General features: G+C 69.1%; 17 protein-coding genes and 1 rRNA gene. 3 read left to right on the top strand and 15 right to left on the bottom strand.

Features of this window, described 5'->3' with window-relative positions; genetic code table 11:
- The 4 genes from E6A26_RS07215 to E6A26_RS07200 all read right to left on the bottom strand — a co-directional run.
- Window positions 1–117: ribosomal RNA gene (locus E6A26_RS07215) — 16S ribosomal RNA — on the bottom strand; the annotation flags it as partial.
- A 452-nt stretch (window positions 118–569) separates the two neighbouring features.
- Window positions 570–4,295 carry a 1,4-alpha-glucan branching protein GlgB gene (gene glgB / locus E6A26_RS07210; protein WP_136610492.1) on the bottom strand — a complete coding sequence of 1,242 codons (3,726 nt, stop codon included), beginning with the start codon at window positions 4,293–4,295 and terminating at the stop codon, window positions 570–572.
- On the bottom strand, window positions 4,292–6,088 hold the full coding sequence (treS, locus tag E6A26_RS07205) for a maltose alpha-D-glucosyltransferase (RefSeq protein ID WP_136610491.1): 1,797 nt from the start codon (window positions 6,086–6,088) through the stop codon (window positions 4,292–4,294). The genes glgB and treS overlap by 4 nt, the downstream gene beginning before the upstream one ends.
- Window positions 6,089–6,173: 85 nt before the next feature.
- The gene (locus E6A26_RS07200; RefSeq protein ID WP_407695371.1) at window positions 6,174–8,324 is read right to left on the bottom strand and encodes an alpha-1,4-glucan--maltose-1-phosphate maltosyltransferase; all 2,151 of its coding nucleotides are present in this window, start codon (window positions 8,322–8,324) and stop codon (window positions 6,174–6,176) included.
- 60 nt (window positions 8,325–8,384) lie between these two features.
- On the opposite strand from E6A26_RS07200, the gene glgP reads away from it, so the two are divergent.
- Window positions 8,385–11,003 (top strand): alpha-glucan family phosphorylase, encoded by a 2,619-nt coding sequence (glgP, locus tag E6A26_RS07195; protein WP_211129012.1) that lies wholly within the window; start codon window positions 8,385–8,387, stop codon window positions 11,001–11,003.
- A 33-nt stretch (window positions 11,004–11,036) separates the two neighbouring features.
- Here glgP and glgX read toward each other — a convergent pair whose 3' ends face one another.
- From glgX to E6A26_RS07155, 8 genes are all read right to left on the bottom strand, one after another.
- Window positions 11,037–13,184: a glycogen debranching protein GlgX gene (gene glgX, locus E6A26_RS07190; RefSeq protein ID WP_234865172.1), complete on the bottom strand. Its 2,148-nt coding sequence runs from the start codon at window positions 13,182–13,184 to the stop codon at window positions 11,037–11,039.
- Between the two features lie 45 nt (window positions 13,185–13,229).
- Entirely contained in the window at window positions 13,230–14,024 is a 795-nt protein-coding gene (locus tag E6A26_RS07185; RefSeq protein WP_136610489.1) for a carbon-nitrogen hydrolase family protein, read from the bottom strand.
- Between the two features lie 4 nt (window positions 14,025–14,028).
- Window positions 14,029–15,027 carry a 23S rRNA (guanosine(2251)-2'-O)-methyltransferase RlmB gene (gene rlmB, locus E6A26_RS07180; RefSeq protein WP_136610488.1) on the bottom strand — a complete coding sequence of 333 codons (999 nt, stop codon included), beginning with the start codon at window positions 15,025–15,027 and terminating at the stop codon, window positions 14,029–14,031.
- Complete coding sequence (cysS, locus tag E6A26_RS07175; protein WP_136610487.1) at window positions 15,028–16,563, bottom strand: cysteine--tRNA ligase; 1,536 nt, start codon at window positions 16,561–16,563, stop codon at window positions 15,028–15,030.
- 74 nt (window positions 16,564–16,637) lie between these two features.
- A complete protein-coding gene (locus E6A26_RS07170; protein ID WP_136610486.1) occupies window positions 16,638–16,976 on the bottom strand; it encodes a hypothetical protein in 339 nt (112 codons plus the stop codon).
- Window positions 16,977–17,076: 100 nt separating this feature from the next.
- The gene (ispF, locus tag E6A26_RS07165) at window positions 17,077–17,631 is read right to left on the bottom strand and encodes a 2-C-methyl-D-erythritol 2,4-cyclodiphosphate synthase (protein WP_136610485.1); all 555 of its coding nucleotides are present in this window, start codon (window positions 17,629–17,631) and stop codon (window positions 17,077–17,079) included.
- On the bottom strand, window positions 17,628–18,452 hold the full coding sequence (gene ispD, locus E6A26_RS07160; RefSeq protein ID WP_136610525.1) for a 2-C-methyl-D-erythritol 4-phosphate cytidylyltransferase: 825 nt from the start codon (window positions 18,450–18,452) through the stop codon (window positions 17,628–17,630). The genes ispF and ispD overlap by 4 nt, the downstream gene beginning before the upstream one ends.
- 150 nt (window positions 18,453–18,602) lie before the next feature.
- Entirely contained in the window at window positions 18,603–19,085 is a 483-nt protein-coding gene (locus E6A26_RS07155) for a CarD family transcriptional regulator (RefSeq protein ID WP_066495480.1), read from the bottom strand.
- Window positions 19,086–19,355: 270 nt separating this feature from the next.
- On the opposite strand from E6A26_RS07155, the gene E6A26_RS07150 reads away from it, so the two are divergent.
- Window positions 19,356–19,976: a hypothetical protein gene (locus tag E6A26_RS07150; protein ID WP_136610484.1), complete on the top strand. Its 621-nt coding sequence runs from the start codon at window positions 19,356–19,358 to the stop codon at window positions 19,974–19,976.
- A 107-nt stretch (window positions 19,977–20,083) separates the two neighbouring features.
- On the opposite strand, the gene E6A26_RS07145 is transcribed toward E6A26_RS07150, so the two are convergent.
- Together E6A26_RS07145 and E6A26_RS07140 are read right to left on the bottom strand one after the other, a co-directional pair.
- Window positions 20,084–20,764, bottom strand: coding sequence for a response regulator transcription factor (locus E6A26_RS07145; RefSeq protein ID WP_136610483.1), 681 nt, complete (start codon window positions 20,762–20,764; stop codon window positions 20,084–20,086).
- Entirely contained in the window at window positions 20,761–21,969 is a 1,209-nt protein-coding gene (locus E6A26_RS07140; protein WP_136610482.1) for a sensor histidine kinase, read from the bottom strand. The genes E6A26_RS07145 and E6A26_RS07140 overlap by 4 nt, the downstream gene beginning before the upstream one ends.
- 207 nt (window positions 21,970–22,176) lie before the next feature.
- Between E6A26_RS07140 and phoU the strand changes: the two genes are divergently transcribed.
- Window positions 22,177–22,836, top strand: coding sequence for a phosphate signaling complex protein PhoU (gene phoU / locus E6A26_RS07135; RefSeq protein ID WP_136610481.1), 660 nt, complete (start codon window positions 22,177–22,179; stop codon window positions 22,834–22,836).
- 99 nt (window positions 22,837–22,935) lie between these two features.
- Here phoU and E6A26_RS07130 read toward each other — a convergent pair whose 3' ends face one another.
- Window positions 22,936–23,682, bottom strand: coding sequence for a phosphoglyceromutase (locus tag E6A26_RS07130; protein WP_136610480.1), 747 nt, complete (start codon window positions 23,680–23,682; stop codon window positions 22,936–22,938).
- Between the last annotated feature and the right edge of the window lie 6 nt (window positions 23,683–23,688).

The following is a 23,688-nucleotide window of genomic DNA, read 5'->3' as shown; positions in this document are numbered from 1 at the left end:
TCACGTGTTACTCACCCGTTCGCCACTAATCCACCCCGAAGGGCTTCATCGTCCGACTTGCATGTGTTAAGCACGCCGCCAGCGTTCATCCTGAGCCAGGATCAAACTCTCCGTCAAAAACAAAAAACAAAGAAAACCAGGACAAAGCGGAAAAACCCCGCCCCGGCAATCCGATCCAAGCCGAAACCCAGCCCACACACACGGGGGTGCGCACAGACCAGGCAAACAGCCATCAAAAAAATGGCATCAATCCAAACATGGCACGCTATTGAGTTCTCAAACAACAGGCTCCCTCGGAAACCCTCCAGAATCTCTGGACTTGCTCCGAAGCAACTTCTCAAACCTACCCGCCCGGCCGCGGGGAGTCAAACCGGCCGATCGGCCAGCGACTTATCGCTCCAGAGCAAGGGTTTTTTGCGCCGTACCTCTCGGTGGCGCGGGATAAAACTATACCACCGTCCTCGGGCAAGTGCCAACCGTCCGGCGAGTACAGCCGAGGCCCCGAATCACGCGGATCCGGGGCCCCAGCTGCAGCGCTTCGGCGGACGTCGCCGCGCGTCGTTCTTTGCTCAGGCGAGCGTGCTCGGCTCGAGGTAGACCACGCCCAGCGGCGGCAGGGTGATGGTCGCCGCTGCCGGCTTCCCGTCCCACTCCCGCTGCTCGGCCATGACGAGCCCGCCGTTCGTCACGCCCGATCCGCCGTATTCGGTGGCGTCCGTGTTGAGCACCTCGGTCCAGGCCCCCGCGAGCGGGAGCCCCACGGTGTAGTCGAGATGCGGGCTGCCGGCGAAGTTCGCGACGCACACGAGCGGGGTGCCGTCCGTCGACCACCGGATGAACGAGACGACGTTGTGATCGCCGTCGTCGCCCCGGATCCATTCAAACCCGGCCGGATCGTTGTCCTGCGTGTAGAGCGCGGGCCGGTCGCGGTAGATCACGTTGAGTTCGCGGATGAGACGCTGGAGCCCCTGATGCGGCTCGGTGTCGGCGAGCCACCAGTCGAGCCCGTGCTCCTGGTTCCACTCCCCTTCCTGCCCGAACTCGCAGCCCATGAAGATGAGCTGCTTGCCCGGGTGCGCCCACTGGAAGGCATAGAACGCGCGGAGGTTCGCGAGCTGCTGCCAACGATCGCCCGGCATCTTCCGGAGCATCGACCCCTTGCCGTGCACCACCTCGTCATGGCTGATGGGCAGGAGGAAGTTCTCGCTGAACGCGTACATGATCGAGAACGTCACCTTGTTGTGGTGCCACCGGCGGTTGATGGGGTTCTCGTGAATGTACTGGAGCGAATCGTGCATCCAGCCCATGTTCCACTTGAGCCCGAATCCGAGGCCGTTCATGGACGTGGGCTTCGTGACCCCGGGGAACGCCGTGGACTCCTCGGCGATCATGACGATGCCCGGGTTGCGCTTGTACGCCGTGGCGTTCGCTTCCTGCAGGAAGGAGATCGCCTCGAGGTTCTCGCGCCCTCCGAACTGGTTCGGCCGCCACTGCCCCTCCTCGCGCGAGTAGTCGAGGTAGAGCATCGAGGCCACGGCGTCGACGCGCAGGCCGTCCACGTGGAACTCCTCGAGCCAGAACAGGGCGTTCGCCACGAGGAAGTTCCGGACCTCCGTCCGGCCGAAGTTGAAGATGTAGGTGCCCCAGTCGGGGTGCTCGCCCTGCATGGGGTCCGAGTGCTCGTAGAGCGCCTCGCCGTCGAACCGGGCCAGCGCCCATTCGTCCTTCGGGAAGTGCGCCGGCACCCAGTCCACGATCACGCCGATGCCCGCCTGGTGGAGCTGGTCCACGAGATAGCGGAAGTCGTCGGGGTGGCCGAACCGCGAGCTCGGGGCGTAGTAGGAAGTGACCTGATAGCCCCACGAGCCGCCGAAGGGGTGCTCCGCAACAGGCATGAACTCCACGTGCGTGAAGCCCATCTCCGTGACGTAGTCGACGAGTTCCTTCGCGAGGTCCCGGTAGCTGAGGCCCGGACGCCACGAGCCCAAGTGCACCTCGTACACGCTCATGGGCGAGTTGTGCGGGTCCTTCGCGGCCCGCTGCTTCATCCAGTCGTCGTCCTTGAACGCGTAGCGCGACTCCACGACGCGCGAGGCGGTGCGCGGCGGCACCTCGGTGCCGAACGCCATGGGGTCAGCCCGTTCGACCCAGTGCCCCGCACGCGTGAGGATGCCGAACTTGTAGCACGCCCCTGCTACAACACCGGGGATGAAGATCTCCCAGACGCCGGACGTGCCGAGGCTCCGCATCGCGTGCTCGCGGCCGTCCCAGCCGTTGAAGTCGCCCTTCACCTGGACGGCCTGGGCACTCGGCGCCCACACCGTGAACGCCGTGCCCTCGACGTCGCCGAGCACCGAGTGGTAGTGCTGCACGCGGGCGCCGAGCGCCTTCCAGAGCTCCTCGTGGCGGCCTTCGCCGATGAGGTAGAGGTCGAGCTCGCCGATGCTCGGCAGGTAGTGGTACGGATCGTCGACGTCGACCATGTGGCCGTCGCCGTATTCGACCTCGAGCCGGTAGTCGGGCACGCCGCCGTCGTCCGTTGCGGGGAGCACGACGGTCCAGACGCCGTGCGCCTCGTGGTGCAGCGGGATCCGGCCGCCCGGGGTGATCGCGGTGACGCCCGTGGCGAGGTGCTTGACGGTGCGGATCGTCACCGAGCCGTCCTCGGCGAGATGCGCGCCGAGCACAGCGTGCGGCGCGTGGAACGATCCGGCGGCGACGCGCCCCAGGACATCCAGCGGAACGGGAATCGCCGTCCCAGAGTCCGCGGACGCCCCCGCGTGGGCACTCTGCTGTTCAGTGTGCTCTGACACGTCTCTCTCCTCTCCTCGGCGGCCCGAGGCCGCCTGGTCTTCAAGTCCGTCAGGCCCTGCCACGCCGGCGGACAGTCCCGCAGGGACGTAGGCGCTCAGGGCCGTCCGCACCGCCCGCAGGGGAATCTCGGCCCACGCGGGCCGATTCCGCTCCTCGTAGGCCACCTCGTACAGGGCCTTGTCTAGCCACAGCGCTGCGAAAAGCGGACCGCCGAAGGCATCGGCCTGCCCTCGCACGCTCGCGTAGCCCTCCCAGAACGCAGTGCTCGCCTCGTCGGCCCAGTCCTTCGTGACGCGCGCTGCCGGAACCGTGCGTTCGGCAGCGCCGGCGGCATAGTCGAACGAGCGCAGCATTCCGACGACGTCGCGCAGCGGCACGTCAGGCCGGCTCCGCTCCGACACGGGGCGCAGGGGCTCGCCCTCGAAGTCCAGGATGGCGTAGGGGCGATCGGCGTGGCCGGGGAAGTTCAGGATCTGGCCGAGATGGAGATCGCCATGGATCCGCTGGACGTGCAGCCCCGAGGCCTCGCCCGCGAGCGTGTCGAGGAGGCTCTCAAGGGCGGCGTCCGGCAGCCCGATGCTCTCCCGCACGTCGTCCCACGCAGCGCGCAGCCGCGACGCGAGCCCGCCGACGAACTCGGCCGCCGCCGCGTCGTCGAGCTCCTCGCTGCCGAGGCTCGCCTCGAGCGCCTCGTGGACGCGGGCCGTCGCCTCGCCAAGGCCCCGCGCGTGGCCGGTGAAGTCCTCGCCGGCCGCAGCCGCGTCGAGCGCGAGCTGCCAGAGGTCCTGGCCGCCGGGGAGGAATTCATGGACGACGGCGAGCTGGCCTCGCGCTGTCCCCTCACCCCGCTGGGCCCAGGCCCCGTCGAGCCAGCCGAGCGTCGCGGGAACGTCCGCGGCGCCGGCCTGGGCGAGCGCCGCGCCGAGCTCGACCTCGGGGTTGAGGCCGTCCGCGGGCTGGCGGAGCACCTTGACCATTGCGGCCTCGCCGTCCGCCGAACGCACGATGATCGAGCTGTTCGACTGCTCGCTCGAGAGCACGGTGCAGTCGAGCGAGCCCTGCGGGATGTGACCCGCGCCGCTCGTCCGGCCCCACGCCGTGCCCTCCTTCGCGGGGCCACCCGAGGCGACCAGCCCGAGAAGCGCACCGATGAACGCGGGGTCGTGGACGCCGTCGTAAATCCACAGCGGTCCCCGCGAGGAATGCTCGCTCCGGCCCACGAGCGCGTGGCCCTTTCCGGCCAGGGGCTCGGAGCGGAAGGTGAGCGGCACGTTGATGACCACCTCGAGGCGCCCGGCGCGGACCCGCACGAGCTGGATCTCGATGTCCACCTCGCCCTCCGGATCCTCGAGCCGGATGCTCCCGGCACGCGCGAACTCCGCCTGGCGGCCCTTCGCGGGGTACCAGCGCTGAGACGGGAGCCAGCGCTCGAGCAACTCGGCCAGAGGCGGCGTCAGGATTGGTTCGGCAGCGTCCGTCATTCGATCAGCTCCCCTTGCTGGGTCTCGGATGTGATGATCGGCATCGCCTGCGTGAACGGGCTGCTCGGGACACTGCCCGCGCTGCGGATCCGCAGCCAGTAGTAGCCGTGGGCGCCGAGCGTCACGTGGAATCGGCCGTCGGGGCCGATCTGCGAGAACGGCTCGCCGCCGAACAGGTCGCGCAGGCCGCGGCCCTCGTAGCCGTTGAGGTCCAGCATCGAGGCCACGGGATGGCCGGACAGGTTGAAGACGCAGAGCACGGTCTCTTCCTGCTCGCCCGGGACCTCCCCAGCGCGCAGCTCGCGGACGAACGCGAGGACCTGCTCGGATTCCGCGTTGATGTTCCGATAGCTGCCGAGGCCGAACACCGGGTGCCCACGGCGCACGCCGAGGATATTCCGCGTCCACCGCAGGAGCGAGCCCGAGTGCGCCATCTCCGCCTCGACGTTGGCCATCGAGTAGTTGTAGACGAGCGACTGGATGGTCGGGAGGTACAGCTTGCCCGGATCCGCCACGGAGAAACCCGCATTGCGGTCCGGGTTCCACTGCATCGGGGTGCGGACCGCGTCGCGGTCCTGGAGCCAGATGTTGTCCCCCATACCGACCTCGTCGCCGTAGTAGAGGAACGGGCTTCCGGGCAGCGAGAGCAGCAGAGCGTTGATGAGTTCGAGCTCGTGCCGCGAGTTGTCGAGGAGCGAGGCGAGGCGGCGGCGGATACCGATGTTGGCCCGCATGCGCGGATCCGACGCGTACCAGCCGAGCATCGCCTCGCGCTCCTCGATGGTGACCATCTCGAGCGTGAGCTCGTCGTGGTTTCGCAGGAACGTTCCCCACTGGGCACCGCGGGGGATCGCGGGGGTGTCCACCATCGTGTCGATGATCGGCCGCGCCCGCTGGTCGCGCAGCGCGTAGTACAGCCTCGGCATGATCGGGAAGTGGAACGCCATATGGCACTCCGGCTCCTCCTCCGTGCCGAAGTACTCCACGACCTCGTGCGGCGGCTGGTTTGCCTCCGCGATGATGATCCGGCCCGGGTACTTCTGGTCCATCATCGCGCGGAGCTTCACCAGGAACTCGTGGGTCGCGGGGAGGTTCTCGCAGTTGGTGCCGTCCTCCTCGAAGAGGTACGGGATCGCGTCCGCCCTGATGCCGTCCACGCCCTGGTCGAGCCAGAACTTGAAGACGTCGAACACGGCGTCGACGACAGCCGGGTTCTCGAAGTTGAGGTCCGGCTGGTGGCTGAAGAAGCGGTGCCAGAAGAACTGGCGCCGGATCGGATCGAACGTCCAGTTCGATTCCTCGGTGTCGATGAAGATGATGCGCGCGTCCGTGTACTTCTGGTCCGTGTCGCTCCACACGTAGAAGTCTCCGTACGGCCCGTCGGGATTCCGGCGCGACTCCTGGAACCAGCGGTGCTGGTCCGAGGTGTGGTTGATCGGCAGGTCGATGATGATCCGCACGCCGCGCGCGTGGGCCTCGGCGACGAGGCGCTGGAAGTCGCTGATCGACCCGAACTCCGGCAGCACCGACTCGTAGTCGGAGACGTCGTAGCCCCCATCCCGAAGGGGCGACTCGAAGAACGGGGGAAGCCAGAGGCAGTCGACTCCGAGCCATTGGAGGTAGTCGAGCTTGTCGATGAGCCCTTGGATGTCGCCGGAGCCGTCGCCATTCGCGTCGGCGAACGCCCGCACGAGAACCTCGTAGAAGACGGCTTTGCGGTACCAGTGCGGATCGTGCTGGAGGCCGGGCGCGTTGAACGAGTACGGCTGCTTTGCCTGCTGGCCGAGGTTCATCTGGGGGGAGATCCTTCCGACGGGTCTGGCTGACGGGTCCGGGCGGCGCAGTGTGCCCTACGTTAGCGCCGCGGTCTGCGCCCGGCTAGCGCCTCACGTGGAGAATGTGCGCGGGCTCGACGTGGGCGTCGAGCCGCACATAGTTCTCCTTCCCCCACTGCCAACTCTGCCCAGAAATCAAATCGTCAACCCGGAATTTCCCGTCCCCGTCGAAGAGCCCCGGCTCGAGGTCGAGCGCTTCGAGGTCCAGCTGCACCATGCTCTCCCGCGTGCTGTGCGGGTCCACGTTGACCACGACGATGAGTGTGTCCTTCGCGCCGTCCTCGAGCACCTTGTGCTTCGAGAACACGAGAGTCGCGTCGTCGGTGCACCCGTGCAGCGTCAGGTTCTGCAGGTCCGCGAGCGCCGGGTGCGCGCGCCGGATCTCGTTGAGGCGCGTGATGTACGGCGCGAGCGAACGCCCCTCGGCCTCCGCCCGGCCCCAGTCGCGCTGCTTGTACTCGAACTTCTCGTTGTCGATGTACTCCTCAGCCCCCGGGCGCGCGACGTGCTCGAAGAGCTCGTAGCCCGCGTACACGCCCCACGTCGGCGCGGCCATGGAGGCGAGGACGGCCCGGATCTTGAACGCGGGCCAGCCACCGAACTGGAGGTACTCCGTGAGGATGTCGGGCGTGTTGACGAAGAGGTTCGGCCGGTAGAACGGGGCCCACTCCTTCGTGATCATCGTGAAGAACTCCTCGAGCTCCTCGCGGGTGTTCCGCCACGTGAAGTACGAGTACGACTGCTGGAACCCGGCCCGCCCGAGCGACTTCATCATCGCCGGGCGCGTGAACGCCTCGGCGAGGAACACGACGTCCGGGTTCTTCTTGTTGACCTTCCCGATGAGCCATTCCCAGAACCACACGGGCTTGGTGTGCGGATTGTCCACGCGGAAGATCGAGACGCCGTGGTCGATCCAGAGGTTCACGATCCGCAGGATCTCGCGGCTCAGGCCCTCGGGGTCGTTGTCGAAGTTGAGCGGATAGATGTCCTGGTACTTCTTCGGCGGGTTCTCTGCGTAAGCGATCGAACCGTCCACGCGGGTGGTGAACCACTCGGGGTGGCTCTTGACCCACGGGTGGTCGGGCGAGGCCTGGAGCGCGAGGTCGAGCGCCACCTCGAGTCCGAGCTCGTTTGCCCGCGCCACGAACGCGTCGAAATCCTCGAACGTGCCGAGGTCGGGGTGGATGGCGTCGTGCCCGCCCTCGGGCGCACCGATGGCCCACGGGGACCCCGGATCGCCCGGGCCCGCGGTGAGCGTGTTGTTCGGGCCCTTGCGGAACGCGACCCCGATGGGGTGGATGGGCGGCATGTACAGGACGTCGAAGCCCATGGCCGCCACGGCCGGGAGCCGCTCGGCGGCCGTGCGGAACGTCCCGGACGTCCACTGGCCCGTCTGCTGGTCGCGCCAGGCCCCCTCGGAGCGGGGGAAGAACTCGTACCACGAGCCGCGGCCCGCGCGGTCCCGCTCGACGAGGATCGGGTACGGCTTCGTGACCGTCACCAGTTCGCGGATCGGGAAGCGTTCGACGGCGGTGAGCACCTCCGGCGATTCGCCGGCGGCGAGGCGTTCGGGCACCGAGCGGGACGTGTTTGCGAGGGCCTCGGCGGCCGCGCGGAAGGTGCGGCGGTCCGCTTCGGAGCGGTCGTCGTCGTCCGCGGCCTCGCCCAGGAGCTTCGCGCCCTCGGCGAGCATGAGCTCGACGTCGACGCTCGCGGCGATCTTGACGTCGGCGTTGTGGTGCCAGGTGCCGTAGCGGTCGTGCCACGCCTCGATGGCGAAGCTCCACAGGCCCTCCTTCCCCGGCGTGAGGACACCGCTCCAGCGGTCAAGGCCCTTGCCGACCTGCTCGAGGCGGACGCGCTGCTTCTCCTTGCCGCGCGGGCTGTACAGGACGGCGGAGACTCCGAGGGCGTCGTGGCCCTCGCGGGTCGCGGTCGCCGAGATGACGATCCCCTCCCCTGGAAGGGCCTTCGCTGGGAAGTCCCCGTTCTCGACCACGGGCGAGATGTCCGTGATGGGGAACCGGCCGAAGCGGAGCTTGTCGGGAAGAATGGGGTCTAGACCAGACACAGAAGGATCCTTTCGCGGCGGGCACGGCAAGGGTCGAACATCCGCCACCATAGTCCGCCTTCTCGCCGATTGCGAAGGACGTGACCCCGCATCAGGGGCTCGCCTGCGCCGTCCACGCGTCATTCACCGGCGCGTTACCGGATGGTATTCAGCATCGTGACCGGCTCGGATAGGGTGGCGCACGTGAAGGCCATCCGTCGTTTCACCGTACGCACTGTCCTGCCTGAGCCCATCGCGGCGCTGGGTGCTCTTGCCACGAACCTCCGCTGGTCGTGGCACCAGCCCACCCGGAAGCTGTTCGAGAGCCTCGACCCCGCGCTCTGGGAGGAGAGCCGCCACGATCCGGTGGGCTTCCTCGGCTCGATCTCGCGGGAGAAGCTCGCGGACCTCGCCGAGGATGCCGACGTCGTGGAGCGCGTCGCGGCCGCGAGCGAGGACCTGCGCCGCTACCTCGAGGATCCGCGCTGGTACCAGATGCTCGGCGAGGAGTCGCCGCGCTGTGTCGCGTACTTCTCCCCCGAGTTCGGCATCACCGAGGTGCTCCCCCAGTACTCGGGCGGCCTCGGGATCCTCGCCGGCGACCACCTCAAGGCGGCGTCCGACCTTGGGGTCCCGCTCGTCGGCGTCGGCCTCCTGTACCAGTCCGGCTACTTCAAGCAGGCCCTCTCGCGGGACGCCTGGCAGCAGGAGACGTACCCGGTGCTCGATCCGGACGCCCTCCCGCTCACGCTGCTGAAGGAGGAGGACGGCTCGCCCGCCGTCGTGACACTGCCCCTCCCCAACGGCCGCAAGCTCCACGCATACATCTGGCGGGCCGACGTGGGCCGCGTGCCCCTCCTCCTGCTCGATTCGAACGTCCCGGCGAACGACGACGGCGCCCGCTCCATCACGGATCGCCTCTACGGCGGCGGCGGCGATCACCGCCTCCAGCAGGAGCTGCTCCTCGGCATGGGCGGAGTCAAGGCGATCCGCATCTACGAGCGGCTCGGGGGCTGCCCCGCGCCCGAGGTGTTCCACACGAACGAGGGGCACGCAGGCTTCCTCGGGATCGAGCGCATCCAGGAGCTCATGGACGCGGAGGAGCCGCTCAGCTGGGACGAGGCACTCGTCGCGGGCCGCGCGTCGACCGTCTTCACGACCCACACGCCGGTCGCGGCGGGCATCGACCGCTTCGACGCCGCACAGATCAAGTACTTCTTCGAGGCCGGCCTCGCCCCTGCTGTGCCGACGGGCAAGATCCTCGAGCTCGGCCGCGAGAGCTACGAGGGCGGCGATCCCTCGGTGTTCAACATGGCCGTCATGGGACTTCGCCTCGCGCAGCGGGCGAACGGAGTCGCCAAGCTCCACGGCGAGGTCTCCCGCGCGATGTTCGCGGGCCTGTGGCCGGGCTTCGACCACTCCGAGGTGCCGATCACGTCCGTGACGAACGGCGTCCACGTGCCCACCTGGATCGACTCGTCGGTCACGGGCCTCGCCGAGGAGCTCGCGCCCGGCGCCGCGGTGGGCGGCCGCTGGGACGTCGTGTTCAACGTGGGCGACGAGGAGATCTGGGCCGTGCGCCGGCAGCTCCGCGCGCGGCTCGTCGAGGACGTGCGACGGCGGCTGCGGGCTTCGTGGAAGAAGCGCGGCGCCGCGGATGCCGAGCTGACCTGGACGGACTCCGTGCTCGATCCGGATGTGCTCACGATCGGCTTCGCCCGCCGCGTTCCGACGTACAAGCGGCTCACGCTCATGCTGCGCGACCCCGCGCGGCTCAAGCGGCTCCTGCTCGACCCCGAGCACCCGATCCAGATTGTGATCGCGGGCAAGTCGCACCCCGCCGACGATGCGGGCAAGAAGATGATCCAGGACCTCGTGCGGTTCACGGACGATCCGGAGGTGCGGCACCGCATCGCGTTCCTGCCGAACTACGACATCGCGATGGCCCGCACGCTCTTCCCCGGGTGCGACGTGTGGCTCAACAACCCGCTCCGGCCGCTCGAGGCCTGCGGGACGTCCGGCATGAAGGCCGCGATCAACGGCTCGCTCAACCTGTCCGTGCTCGACGGCTGGTGGGACGAGATGTACGACGGCTCGAACGGCTGGGCCATCCCGACTGCGAGCGACAAGGCGAGCCCGCACGAGCGCGACGACGTCGAGGCGGCGGCGCTCTACGAGCTCATCGAGGACCACGTGGCGCCACGCTTCTACGGGGCCTCGAGCAAGGCGGAGGGTGCCGACTCGGCGGGGGCCGCCGGCCCCTCGACGACGGGCACCAACGGGGTGCCGACGCACTGGGTGTCGATGATCAAGCACACGCTCTCGCACCTCGGACCCGCAGTCTCGGCCGACCGCATGCTCGGCGACTACGTCCGCGAGCTGTACACGCCGGCCGCGATCTCGGGCCGCGCAGCCCGTGCCGACGACTTCCAGCAGGCCCGCGAGCTCGCGGCGTGGACCAAGCACGTCCGCACGAACTGGTCGCAGGTCCACGTGGAGCACATCGAGTCCGGCGGGCTGTCCGAGGTGCCGCAGATCGGCGACCGCCTGCACGTCAACGCGTACCTCAACCTCGGCGTGCTCAACCCCTCGGACGTGCTCGTGGAGATCGGCTACGGCCGGGTCGACGAGAGCGACGACCTCACGGAGACGCGCATCGCCGAGCTGGATGCCGTGCAGACGCTCGGGAACGGGCGGTACCTCTACGGGGGCACGGTGACGATCGAGCGCTCGGGTCCGTTCGGCTACACCGTTCGGGTCATGCCGCGGCACGAGGCACTCGCGTCGAAGGCCGAGCTCGGGCTCGTAGTCAACGCAGGCTAGCGAAGCACGCCGGCTAGCGAGCGGCGCGAGCCCCTACGGCGACTTGCCGTAGGGGCTCGTGTGCAGGCCGGGAGCGCCATGCCGCGCGCGGTAGATCGCAAGCGACCATGGCTCCGCCACATCGTTCTGGCCGCTCGCGAAGACCGTGCCAATGCGCTGCTCGCCGCGCGGCGCCGTCGAATACCGCAGCTCGAACGCGTACTCGTGCCCGAAGGCCTCGGGGAACACGAGCTCGGCGAGCTGGGGACCGCCGTTGATCACCACGAGCCCGTCGAGATAGCCCTCGCGCGAGCCGAGCAGGAACTGCAGGATTCGCTGGTTCGGGTCCTGCCAGCGGTCGGGGTCCATGGGCCGCCCGTCCGAGCCGTACCAATGGAAGTAGTTGCTCTCCTCGCGCGCGGGGTAGCTCGCGGGCTGGCGCTCCAAGAAGTCGCGCCGGATTCGGGTGAGCCAGCGCGTGTGGTCGAGCATCTCGCGGCCGGCGGTGTCCAGATTCCAGTTGAGCCACGTGGTCTCGTTGTCCTGGCAGTACGCGTTGTTGTTGCCCTGCTGCGTGCGCCCGAACTCGTCGCCCGCCGTGATCATCGGCACGCCGAGCGAGACCATGAGGGTGGCCATGACGTTCTTGGCCGTCTGGGTCCGCGCGGCGATGATGGACTCGACCTCGGTCCGGCCCTCGAAGCCGTGGTTGTAGCTGCGGTTGTGCGTGGCGCCGTCGCGGTTCTGCTCGCCGTTCGCCTCGTTGTGCTTGCGGTGGTAGGCCGTGAGGTCCGCGAGCGTGAAGCCATCGTGGGCCGTGACGAAGTTGATCGACGCGAGCGCCGTGCGCCCGGACTCCGCGAACAGCCCGTGCGAGCCTGACAGGACGTCGGCGAGGCGAGCCGTCGAACCGCCGAGCCCGCCGGCCTCGATCGCACCACGGTCGCCGAGCCAGAAGTCGCGCACGGTGTCGCGGTAGTGGTCGTTCCAGTCCGACCACCCCTGGGGGAAGCGGCCGGTCTGCCAGCCGCCCATGCCCACGTCCCACGGCTCGGAGATGAGCTTGGCCCGCGAGACCACGGGATCGGCCGCGGCGGCGACGAGGAACGGGTGCAGGGACGTGAACTGGTGCTGCGCGTCGCGGCACAGCGTCACGGCGAGGTCGAAGCGGAAGCCGTCGATCTGGAATTCCTCGGTCCAGTACCGCAGCGAATCGAGCGCGAGCTGCACGACGCGCGGGTTGCCGAAGTCGAGCGTGTTCCCGCATCCGGTCGTGTCGATGTACCGGCCCTCGGGATCCGTCCGGTAGTAGCTGCGGTCTCCGAGCCCGCGGAAGCTCACGACCGGCCCGTCCGGGCCCTCCTCAGCCGTGTGGTTGTAGACCACATCGAGGACCACTTCGATGCCGGCCGCGTGGAGCAGCTTGACCATGCCCTTGAGCTCGTCCTGAACCGCCTGCGGACCGCGTTGTTGGGCCGCCCGCGTCGCGTACCCGGGATGCGGCGCGAAGAACGCCGCTGTGTTGTACCCCCAGTAGTTGGCGAGCCCGAGGTCCTGGAGGTGCATCTCGTCGAGGTGGGCGTGGACAGGGAGGAGCTCCACTGTCGTCACGCCGAGGCGTTGGAGGTGCTCGATCATGGCGGGGTGGGCCATGCCGGCATACGTCCCGCGCAGTTCCTCGGGGATCTCGGGGTGGCGCATGCTCTGGCCGCGGACATGGGCCTCGTAGATGATCGTGTCGCGCCACGGGACGCCCGGCTTCGCGATCCCGCCCCAGTCGAAATGGTCGTGCACCCGCACGCCCATGAGCTGGCCGGCGTCCGGCTCCGCCTTCGCGCCGGGCAGTTCGACGGTCGCCACGGCGCGCGCATACGGATCGAGGAGCAGCTCGGCCTCGCCGGGACCGGGCACCTTGCCGTCTCCCGCGGTGCGCGCGGCGAACGCGTAGCGGGTGCCCTCAGGCATGCCCGCAACGAGCCCATGGTGGACGCCGTCCGTCAGCTCGGGCAGCGGTTCCTTGCGCCACGCGCCGGCCGCGTCGACGAAATGGACGTCGACGGCGTCGAGCCCGGGCGCGTAGACGGCAAGGTTGACCGACTGCGCAGCCTGTTGCTCGGCGCTCCGCGCAGGCGTGAGCCCCAGCGGAAATGGCTGCGACGGGGTGACCACGAAGGCCAGCGGCATCGTCATGTTGCTGCTCATCAGCGCCAATCCTACTGGCCGCTTCTGAGACGGAGCCCGGACCCGTCAGAGTGCTACGCGATTGGCGAGCACCGGAAGAGTGCGGCGGGCGCCCTCGACCTCCGCAGTATCGATGTCCGCGTAGAGGATTTCGGGCGCGTCGCCTGCTCGCTCGATGAGGTTGCCGTAGGGGCCGACGACGGCGCTGCGGCCTATGCCGGTCGGCGCGCCTGGGCGCGCCTCGACTCCCGCAGCGGACGGTTCCGACTGCCCGCACGCGAGCACGTAGCTCGTCGTGTCCGCCGCGCGCGCCCGCACCAGGAGGTCCCACTGTTCGGCCTTGCCGCGCCCCGCGCCCCACGACGCGCAGACGAGCTGAACGTGCGCCCCGGCCGCCGCGTTCGCGGTGAAGAGCGCGGGGAAACGGACGTCGTAGCACGTCGCGAGACCGAACGTCACGCCGTCGAGCGTGAACTGCACCGGCGCGGCGCCCGCCGTCACGGTGTCCGATTCCTTGAAGCCGAACGCGTCGTAGAGGTGGATCTTGTCGTAGTGCGTGTCGATCCCGCGGCCGCAGACCAGGAGCGTGTTGCGCACGGTCCCCGGCTCGCCCGGCGTGAACATCCCGGCGACGACGACGACGCCCGCCTCGTCCGCGGCCGCGCGCACCGCAGTGGCCCACGGGCCGTCGAGCGGCTCGGCGATGTCGACGAGCGAGTTCCCGAAGGCGCGCATGCTCGCCTCCGGGAAGACGACGACGTCGGAACGCCGCGCCGCCGCCTCGCTGATCCCGGCGCGGACGAATTCGAGGTTGGACTCGAGGCTGCGGCCGGTGGTGAGCTGGACGAGCGCGACGCGCATCGCCCTACCTCGCTCCGGCCCGACGGGACGAGACTTCGTAGAGCGAGATCGCGACGGCCATGCCTGCGTTGAGCGACTCCATGTGCGAATCGATCGGGATCGAGACAATCTGATCGCAGAGCTCGCGCGTGAGCCGCGAGAGGCCCTTGCCCTCGGAGCCGACGACGAGCACCACCGGCTCGGTCGCGAGCTCGAGCCCCGGGAGCGCGACGTCCCCCTCGCCGTCGAGGCCGAGGACGAAGTAGCCGGCCTCCTTGGCCTGGCGCAGCACGGTGTTCAGGTTCGAGGCCTTCGCGACGGGGACACGCACGGCCGCGCCGGCGCTCGTCTTCCAGGCCGCCGCCGTCATCCCGACGCTGCGTCGCTCCGGCACGATCACGCCGTGGCCCGAGAACGCCGAGACCGAGCGGATGATCGCGCCGAGGTTGCGCGGGTCCGTGATGCCGTCGAGCGCGACGAAGAGCGGCGTGGCCGAGACGTGGCCCATCTTCCACAGCCCCATCGTGTTTTCGACGAGCTCGAACGCGTCGGGGTACTCGTACTGCGGGATCTGCAGGGCGACGCCCTGGTGGATCGCGTCGCCGGTCATGCGGTCGAGCTCGGGCTTCTGGGACTCCATGAGCGGGATGCCTGCCTCGGCGGCGAGCTTCATGGACTCGCGCACGCGGTCGTCCATCTCGATCCGGACGGCCACGTAGAGCGCCTTCGCGGGCACGCCCGCGCGGAGGGCCTCGACCACGGAGTTGCGTCCCGTGACCATCTCTTCCATGCCCTTCGGCCGGCCCGCGGCGCGGCCTGCGGCGAGACGGCCGGGCTGGCCCGGACGCTTCGCGGCAGAGCGCTCGGCGAGCTCCTTGGCCCGGTGGGCCTTGTGGTAGACGCGGTCCTCGGCTTTGGGGGTCGGGCCCTTGCCCTCGAGGGCCTTGCGGCCGTGGCCTCCCGTGCCGACGGTCGCGCCCTTCTTATTGGTCTTGCGCGCGCCGGGGCGCCCGTTCGCGGCCATTTATGCTCCCGTTCCGGTGGTGGTGATCTGGGGTTGCGCGAGGCTCCATGTCGCCCCGTCTGCGTGGTCTTCGACGGTGATCCCCGCGGCCGTGAGGCGGTCCCGGATCGCGTCCGCGGCGGCCCAGTCTCGCGCAGCGCGGGCCTCCGCGCGCGCCTCGAGCTGCGCAGCGACGAGCACGCCGAGCGCCCGGTCCGCGGCGTCGTCCTCCGCGGTCGTCGACCCGCCGCCCGCGGCGTCGAGCCCGAGCACGGCGGTCATGGCGAGCACCTCGCCCAAGGTGGCCCGCACCGTCGCCAGCGTGGCAGGCGAAGCGGCCTCGGCGAGTGCCGTGTTGCCCCGGCGCACCGCCTCGTGCAGGGCCGCGAGGGCCTGCGGAATGTTGAGGTCGTCGTCCATGGCTGCGGCAAATGCCGCGGGAACCGGGTCCGGGACGCGGACCGACGAGGCTGAGCGCGCGCCGTCGTCCGCTGCGCTGCCGCCCGCGGCTGCCCCGAGCTTCGCGCCCGCCTTCGCAATGAAGCCGTCGATGCGTTCGACGGCGGCCGCCGCCTCCTGAAGAGACGTGGGCCGGTAGTCGAGCACGGAGCGGTAATGGGCCTGGCCGAGGTAGTAGCGCACGACGCGCGGACTCGCGAGCTCGAGCATCTCCGCGGGCGAGACGACGTTCCCGATCGACTTCGACATCTTCTCGCCCTCGAACGTCACCATGCCGTTGTGCATCCAGAAGTTCGCGAAGCCGTCCCCGGCGGCGGTGGACTGGGCGAGCTCGTTCTCGTGGTGCGGGAAGCGGAGGTCGAGCCCTCCGCCGTGGATGTCGAAGCGCGGGCCCAGGTACTTCGTGGCCATCGCCGAGCACTCAAGGTGCCAGCCCGGGCGGCCGCGGCCCCACGGGGACGGCCAGCTCGCTGTCTCCGGCTCGCCTTCCTTGTAGCCCTTCCACAGCGCGAAGTCGCGAGGGTCACGCTTGCCGCGGGGATCGGCGTCGGTCGCCGCCTGCATGTCGTCGATCCTCTGCCGCGTGAGGGAGCCGTACTCGGGCCACGAGCGGACGTCGAAGTACACGTCCCCCGAACCGTCCTCGGCGGGATACGCATGGCCGCGCTCGATGAGCCGCGCGATGAGCTCGTGCATCTCGGTGATGTGGCCGGTCGCGCGGGGCTCGTAGGTGGGCCGCTGGACGCCGAGCGTCTCGTACGCTGTCTCGAACTCCTGCTCGTAGCGGTACGCGAGGGCGAACCACTGCTCGCGCGGGAGATACGTGCCCTCAGGGACGAAGCCCGGCTCGAACGAGTCCGCGCTCTTGGCGAGGATCTTGTCGTCGATGTCCGTGACGTTCCGGACCACGACCGTTTCGTAGCCCCGGTACGCGAGCCAGCGCGTGAGCTGGTCGAAGACGATGGCCGAGCGCACGTGGCCCACGTGCGGAGAGCCCTGCACGGTCGCGCCGCAGTAGTACACGGTCGCCTGACCGGGGACGAGCGGAACGAAGTCACGGACTTCGGCGGTGGCGGAGTCGTAGAAGCGCAGGGTCACTGGATAAGGGTATCGGGCGGGTTGATCAGTTTGAGTGGCGGTCGGGGCGGGCCGACGACGGCGGGCGCGGCAGCTCAGCCGCCGCAGACCTTGCCGACACTGTTGAGCGCGTCGCCGATCTGCTTCTGCTGATCCGCACCCACGACGCCGGTCGCGGAATCGGCGGCCTTCTTCTCGAGGTCGGCCATGGTCTGGATGAAGCCCGCGATCGAGGGATCAACCTTCTTGGCCACGTCAGCGTAGTGGTCCGCGATCTGCTTGGCCTGCTGGAGCTGCGTGCCAGTCGGCTTGAACGTGTCGTTGTTGAGGTACTTGCAGCTGTCCTGGACGTTCATCCGTCCGTCCGCGCCGCATGCCGTCAGCAGCATCGTGGCCGAGACGGCAAGGGCGATGGCGATCGAGCTCTTCTTCATGCGGGGTCTTCCTTGGCTGGGGGCGGAACGGCCTACAAGTCTACATGCAGTCGGGCGGACGCACTGAGTCGGCGAGCTCAGCACCCAGGGGCACGGCTGATCAGCTCGCGTCGAGCGGACCGTGGAGCGGATCCTCGAGCGGATCCTCGAGCGGGTCCTCGAGCGGGTAGACGAGCGCCGTCGCGATGGCCGCGACGCCCTCGCGCCGGCCCGTGAAACCGAGGTGGTCGCTCGTCGTGGCGGACACGGTCACGGACGCACCCGCGGCGTCGCTCAGCACGCGCTGCGACTCGTCCCTGCGGGGCGAGAACACGGGCCGCTGCGCGACGAGCTGCACCGCGACGTTGCCGATCTCGAACCCCGCGGCCCGCACGATGCGCGCCGCCTCCGCGAGGAGCCGCGTGCCAGAGGCCCCGGCATACTCCGGCCGGCCCGTTCCGAAGTGCGTGCCGAGGTCGCCGAGGCCCGCAGCCGAGAACAGGGCATCCGCGGCCGCGTGGGCCACCGCGTCCCCGTCCGAATGGCCCGCGAGGCCGCGCTCGTTCTCCCAGAGGAGCCCGCCGAGCCAGAGCGGCTGCGGCGCGTCGTCGGGGGCGTACGCGTGGACGTCGACGCCAATACCGGTGCGGGGAATTCCCGTGCGGGGAACGTTCACAGAGTCTCCTGGGCGGCGCTCGGGGTCTCGACGAGCATCTCGGCGAGGCGAAGGTCCATCGGGGTGGTGATCTTGAGCGAGCGGGCATCGCCCGGGACCACGTAGACCGGGAGCCCGAGCGACTCGACGAGCATCGCGTCGTCCGTGATGGCCGCCGCACGCTCCGCGGGCCACGCGCTCGCCGTCTCGTGTGCGTGCAGGAGGGTCGCGGCGTCGAAGCCCTGTGGGGTCTGGACCGCGCGCAGCTGCTCGCGGGCGGGGGTCCCGGTCACGATCTCGTCCGCGAGGTAGGCGGTCTCGCCGACGGTCGCGGCGACGCTCTTGATGGTGTCGACGACCGGAACGGCTGGAATCACCGCCGTCGCCCCGTGCCGCAGGGCCGTCGCGACGCGGCGGAAGGCATCAGGGGGCGTGAACGGACGTGCCGCATCGTGCACGAGCACGTGAGCCGTGCCCGGCTGCAGCGCGGCAAGCGCCGCTCGCACGGAGTCGGCGCGGGCCTGGCCGCCGCGGACGACAGTCACGTCGAGGGGCGTCCCGCGGGCCGCGAGCTCCTCCGCGAACGAGAGGCACACCGCTGCCAGCTCGTCGTCGTCCGCGGGGACGGCCACGCACAGCTGGCGCGCGACGCCCGCGGCGACCGCGCCGCGCAGCGCATGGGCGAGCATGGGCTCCCCCGCGACCGGCACGAGCGCCTTCGGGATTCCGTGCCCGAGCCGGGTCCCGGCCCCCGCGGCAACGACGACGACGGCGAGTGCCGGCTCGGAGGCGGGACCCTCCGGGGGGTCGCCAGGGGCGCTGGCCTGCGGATTGGCGGGGATCACACGCTCAAGCGTAGTGGCTGCGGCTCTCGGGGACGGCGGGTCCGCGCGGCCGCGGGTCCGGGTGTCCGGTCGTCCGCGGGGCAGCAGAGTGCCCGCGCACCAAAAAGCCCCCGCAACGCACGCTGCGGGGGCTCTGGAGCACTGAACTCAGGAAGCGAGAACCTCGTCGAGGACGGTCGCGGCCTGCTCCTCGTCGGTCTTCTCCGCGAGGGCCAGCTCGGAGATGAGGATCTGGCGTGCCTTCGCCAACATCCGCTTCTCACCGGCCGAGAGCCCGCGGTCCTGATCGCGGCGCCACAGGTCGCGAACCACTTCGGCGACCTTGATCACATCGCCAGAGGCGAGCTTCTCGAGGTTGGCCTTGTAGCGGCGGGACCAGTTAGTCGGCTCTTCGGTGAACTCGGCACGGAGGACGTCGAACACATGCTCGAGGCCTTCCTTGCCCACCACATCGCGGACACCGACAAGGTCCACGTTCTCAGCTGGTACTTCAATCGTCAGGTCACCCTGGGCCACTTTGAGCTTGAGGTACATTTTCTCTTCGCCCTTGATGGTGCGCATTTTGATCTCTTCGATCTTGGCTGCACCGTGGTGGGGGTAAACAACCGTCTCGCCAACCTCAAAAACCATGTGGACATTCCCCTTTCCCGCAAGCCAGTCTATCACGACCGGCCGGCGCCCCCTGCCCGGAGATGCCCTGCGATCGGCGGAATGACGCGGGAGAGCGATTGCCGCGGGGACCCCGCGGGGCTTGACGAATCGTCAAGAAAGTGCTTCACGTCACACGCGCGAGCGCCCTCGGCGTCCCCCGCGCACGCGTCGCGGAATCTACGCTCTGTCGAAATTCGGGCTACGCTAGGGGCGACCAGACCCTCGGACACCATCACACAGGAGCGAGCTGTGCGTTTCACTGCATCGACCCCGGCCACGCGCGTTGCCCTCGCAGCCGCCCTGGGCTTGGGCCTGCTGTCGGCCACCGGCTGTGAGTACATCAACCCTCAGCAGACGTCCATCCAGTATTCGGCGTCGGACGGCATCCGCGCAGACATCGGGTCGCTCCAGCTCCGCAACGTGCTCATCGCCTCGACCGGCAAGTCCGGTTCGTCCGCGACCGCGAGCCCGGACGCGCCCGGCCGCATGATCGGCACGCTCTTCAACACTTCCGCCGAGGACCTCACGGTGTCGCTGTCCACCCCGTCCTCGAGCCCTGTCACGGTCACCGTCCCCAAGAACGGAGAGCTCCGGCTTGAGACCGCGCCCACGCCCGTCGACTTCACGCACGTTGGCGGCGTCCCCGGCTCGCTCGTGGACGTCACCGTGAAGGCTGGCGGTACGAGCCAGTCGGTCAAGGTTCCGGTCCTCGACGGCACGCTCCAGGACTACCGGAAGTACCTCCCGACCCCGTCGTCGAGCGCCACCTCGAGCGCCTCGGGCTCGGCGTCGGCCTCGAGCTCCAGCTCCGCTTCGGGTTCCGCCTCGGGTTCGGCCTCCGCGACGCCTTCCGCGACCCCGAGCAAGTAAGCTCGCAAAGCCAACAGACGACGACGGCCGCTCACCTCAGGGTGAGCGGCCGCCGTCGTCTGTGCTCGCCCCGGCTTTCAGGCGCCGCGACGGGAACCGCGTTGCGATCAGGGTTCGAACTTGTAGCCCAGCCCACGCACCGTCACGAGGTAGCGCGGGCTCGACGGGTCCGGCTCGATCTTGCTGCGAAGGCGCTTGACGTGCACGTCGAGGGTCTTGGTGTCCCCCACATAGTCCGAGCCCCAGACCCGGTCGATGAGCTGGCCGCGCGTCAGCACGCGCCCGGAGTTCCGCAGCAGCATTTCGAGAAGCTCGAACTCCTTGAGCGGCAGGGCGACCTGATCGCCGTCCACGCTCACCACGTGGCGCTCGACGTCCATCCGCACAGGCCCGGCCTGGACCGTCGAGGAGATGAGCTCCTCCGGCTCGCCGTGGCGGCGCAGCACGGCGCGCACGCGGGCCACGAGCTCACGGGACGAGTACGGCTTCGTGACGTAGTCGTCGGCGCCGAGTTCGAGCCCCACGACCTTGTCGATCTCCGAGTCCTTGGCAGTGAGCATGATGACCGGCACGTTCGAGCGCGCACGGAGCTGCCGGCAGACCTCGGTGCCCGGTGTTCCGGGCAGCTGGAGGTCCAGCAGGACCAGGTCGGCGCCGTTCCGGTCGAACTCGACAAGGGCGTCGGTGCCGTTGTCGACCACCTCGACCTCGTAACCCTCCTTGCCGAGGAGGAAGGACAGGGGGTCGCTGAACGACTCCTCGTCCTCCACGATCAGGATCCTGCTCAAGCGATCGCTCCTTGCTCAGGGGGCCGCGCGGCCCCTTCTTGGCGCCGGCCGGCTGGCTCCGTGCTCTCAGCGCCTTGGTCTTCTTCCATCTGGGGCAGCCGCACCGTGAAGGTCGAGCCCTTGCCAAGCTGGGACCACACGGTCACCTCGCCGCCGTGGTTCTCCACGACGTGCTTGACAATGCTCAGGCCGAGGCCCGTGCCGCCAGTCTGCCGCGACCTTGCGGCGTCTACCCGGTAGAAGCGCTCGAAGACCCGTTCCTGGTCTTCCTGCTTGAGTCCCTCGCCCTGATCTGCGACCGACACCGAGACGAGGCCGTCCTTGTCCCGGATGCCGATCCCGACCTTCGTATTTTCGGACGAGTAGCGGATGGCGTTGTCGATGAGATTGCGGAAGGCGTTGACCAGGAGGTCAGGATCGCCGTAGACCTTGTGGGCGCTGGCCCCGCCGACCACGACGGAGATGTGCTTGGCCTCAGCCGCTAGCCGCGAGCGGTCAACGGCGTCCGCGACGACATCGTTGACGTCCACGACCTTGCCCTGGTGGACGATGTCCGCCGCCTGTAGCCGCGAGAGCTCGATGATGTCCTGCACGAGGGCCGCGAGCCGCGTCGACTCCTTGTGCATGCGCTGGGCGAAGCGCCGCACAGCGTCCTCGTCGTCGGGGCTCGCCTCAAGCGCCTCGGCCAGCAGCGAGATGGCCCCCACCGGCGTCTTGAGCTCGTGCGAAACGTTCGCCACGAAGTCGTTGCGGATGCGCTCCGTACGCGTGATCTCGGTGCGGTCGTCGGCGAGCAGGAGGATGTATTCCTCGCCGAGCATCGCCGCGCGGACGTTGACGATGATCGTTCCCTGGCCGAGCGGGCCGCGCGGAAGCTCGAACTGCTTCTCGATCACTACCCCGTTGCCGCGGACCTTGGCCGTCATGGTGAGCAGCTCGCGGTGCACCACGGTGTGGCCGCGAACCAAGCCGTACGCGTACGCCGCGGGGCTCGCGCGGACCACGCTGTCGATCGCATCGACGACCACGAACGCTTTGCCGAGCACGGCGAGAACGTCTGCGGCGCCCTCCGGGAAGGTCGCCTCGCCTGGCGCACCCTCGAGCAGGGCGCGCTGACGCTGGCTCGCGCGGAACGCGAGGACGCCGAAGGCCCCGAAGGACAGGCCGAGAAGGCCCGCGACGATGCCGACGACGAGAGGATCCACACCATTAGCTTAGGGGCGGACCCAGACTTGCTCGGACCGGGTGCGCCGGCTTGGACCCCGGTTCACGTATCGTTCACGTAACGGGCGGCAAGTATTCATCCGCCGCTGGAAGTGTGACAAGTCGAAGCACCCGCGAGGGCATGTGACGGGACGGCAATTCCCGCGCCCGTGCGCACCGACACGGAGCACCGAGGAAAGGACACCGCCGTGCGCAAAGTTTTTCAGGAAGAACTCAAGTCAGTCCACGACGATCTCGTGGAGATCGCGCGTCTCGTCGCGACCGCCCTAGACAAGGCCATCGAGTCGTTCCAGACCGCTGACGTAGACCTCGCGCAGGAAGTCATCGCCGAGGACGCCCGAATCGACTTCCGCCAGAACGCGCTCGACGAACGCGCGATCGACATCCTCGCCCTCCAGGGCCCGGTCGCGAGCGACCTCCGGACGCTCGTCAGCTCCCTGCGGATGAGCGCCTCGCTTGAGCGCATGGGCGACCTTGCCCGTCACATCGCCCAGCTCGCGCGCCTTCGGTACCCGGAGAGCGCGGTTCCGGAACGTCTCGCCAAGACGTTCGCCCGCATGGCCGAGCTCGACCAGAGCATCATCGCGGACGTCGCGGAGCTCCTCGAGACCCACGATCTGTCGCTCGTCGCCAAGATCCAGGGCTCCAACGCCGAGATCGACGACCTTCACGCGGGCGTGTTCCGTGCGATCGCAGACTCCGCGTGGACCGGCTCGCCGGCCCTCGCCGTCGACGCCGCCCTCGCGAGCCGCTACTTCGAGCGCTTTGCCGACCACGGAGTCTCCGTGAGCCGCAAGGTCTCCTACCTCGTGACCGGCGAGTGGGATGGGGACATGACGTCCAACTGACGCCGCTGGGCGTTGGACGAACGACGGCGGCTGCTCACCATACGGTGAGCAGCCGCCGGCGTCTGTTCCGCCGCGGGGCAAGGCCTCAGCGGGAGTGGACTACTTCTTGCCCTGGTTCTTGACCGCCTCGATCGACGCTGCGGCCGCCGCGGGGTCGAGGTAGGTGCCGCCCGGGTTGGTCGGCTTGAAGTCCTCGTCGAGCTCGTACACGAGCGGGATGCCCGTGGGGATGTTGAGCCCCGCGATGTCCGCGTCGCTGATGCCGTCGAGGTGCTTCACGAGGGCCCGGAGCGAGTTGCCGTGCGCCGTGACGAGCACCGTCTTGCCCGCCTGGAGGTCTTCCTTGATGTCCGACTCCCAGTACGGCATGAGGCGGATGAGCACGTCCTTGAGGCACTCGGTGCGCGGGAGGTCGTCGCCGAGGTCGGCGTAGCGGGGGTCGCCCGCCTGGGAGAACTCCGAATCGTCCGCGAGCGGGGGCGGCGGAACGTCGTACGAGCGGCGCCACTCCATGAACTGGGCCTCGCCGAACTCGGCGAGCGTCTGGGCCTTGTCCTTGCCCTGGAGCGCACCGTAGTGGCGCTCGTTGAGGCGCCACGAGCGCTTGACGTCGATCCAGCCGCGGTCGGCCGCGGCGAGGGCGATGTTTGCCGTGTTGATGGCGCGCTTGAGCCGCGACGTGTACAGGATGTCGGGGAGCAGGCCCTTGTCGGCGAGCAGTTCCCCGCCCCGCTGAGCCTCCTCACGGCCCTGGTCGTTGAGGTCCACGTCAACCCAGCCCGTGAAGAGGTTCTTGGCGTTCCAGTCGCTGTGCCCATGGCGCAGCAGGATCAGCGTGTAAGTCATGGGGCC

This window comes from Sinomonas albida, from assembly GCF_004919045.1.
Lineage (GTDB): Bacteria > Actinomycetota > Actinomycetes > Actinomycetales > Micrococcaceae > Sinomonas > Sinomonas albida.
The sequence above is the reverse complement of the archived record's forward strand: the minus strand, read 5'-3'. Positions and strand labels throughout refer to the sequence as shown.

Excerpts from the sequence above, each read along its gene's own strand:
- glgB (WP_136610492.1), bottom strand. The coding sequence starts at position 4,295 with ATGACGGACGCTGCCGAACCAATCCTGACGCCGCCTCTGGCCGAGTTG.
- treS (WP_136610491.1), bottom strand. The coding sequence starts at position 6,088 with ATGAACCTCGGCCAGCAGGCAAAGCAGCCGTACTCGTTCAACGCGCCC.
- E6A26_RS07200 (WP_407695371.1), bottom strand. The coding sequence starts at position 8,324 with ATGACGCGTGGACGGCGCAGGCGAGCCCCTGATGCGGGGTCACGTCCT.
- glgX (WP_234865172.1), bottom strand. The coding sequence starts at position 13,184 with ATGAGCAGCAACATGACGATGCCGCTGGCCTTCGTGGTCACCCCGTCG.
- E6A26_RS07185 (WP_136610489.1), bottom strand. The coding sequence starts at position 14,024 with ATGCGCGTCGCGCTCGTCCAGCTCACCACCGGCCGCAGCCTCGAGTCC.
- rlmB (WP_136610488.1), bottom strand. The coding sequence starts at position 15,027 with ATGGCCGCGAACGGGCGCCCCGGCGCGCGCAAGACCAATAAGAAGGGC.
- E6A26_RS07170 (WP_136610486.1), bottom strand. The coding sequence starts at position 16,976 with ATGAAGAAGAGCTCGATCGCCATCGCCCTTGCCGTCTCGGCCACGATG.
- E6A26_RS07155 (WP_066495480.1), bottom strand. The coding sequence starts at position 19,085 with ATGGTTTTTGAGGTTGGCGAGACGGTTGTTTACCCCCACCACGGTGCA.
- E6A26_RS07130 (WP_136610480.1), bottom strand. The coding sequence starts at position 23,682 with ATGACTTACACGCTGATCCTGCTGCGCCATGGGCACAGCGACTGGAAC.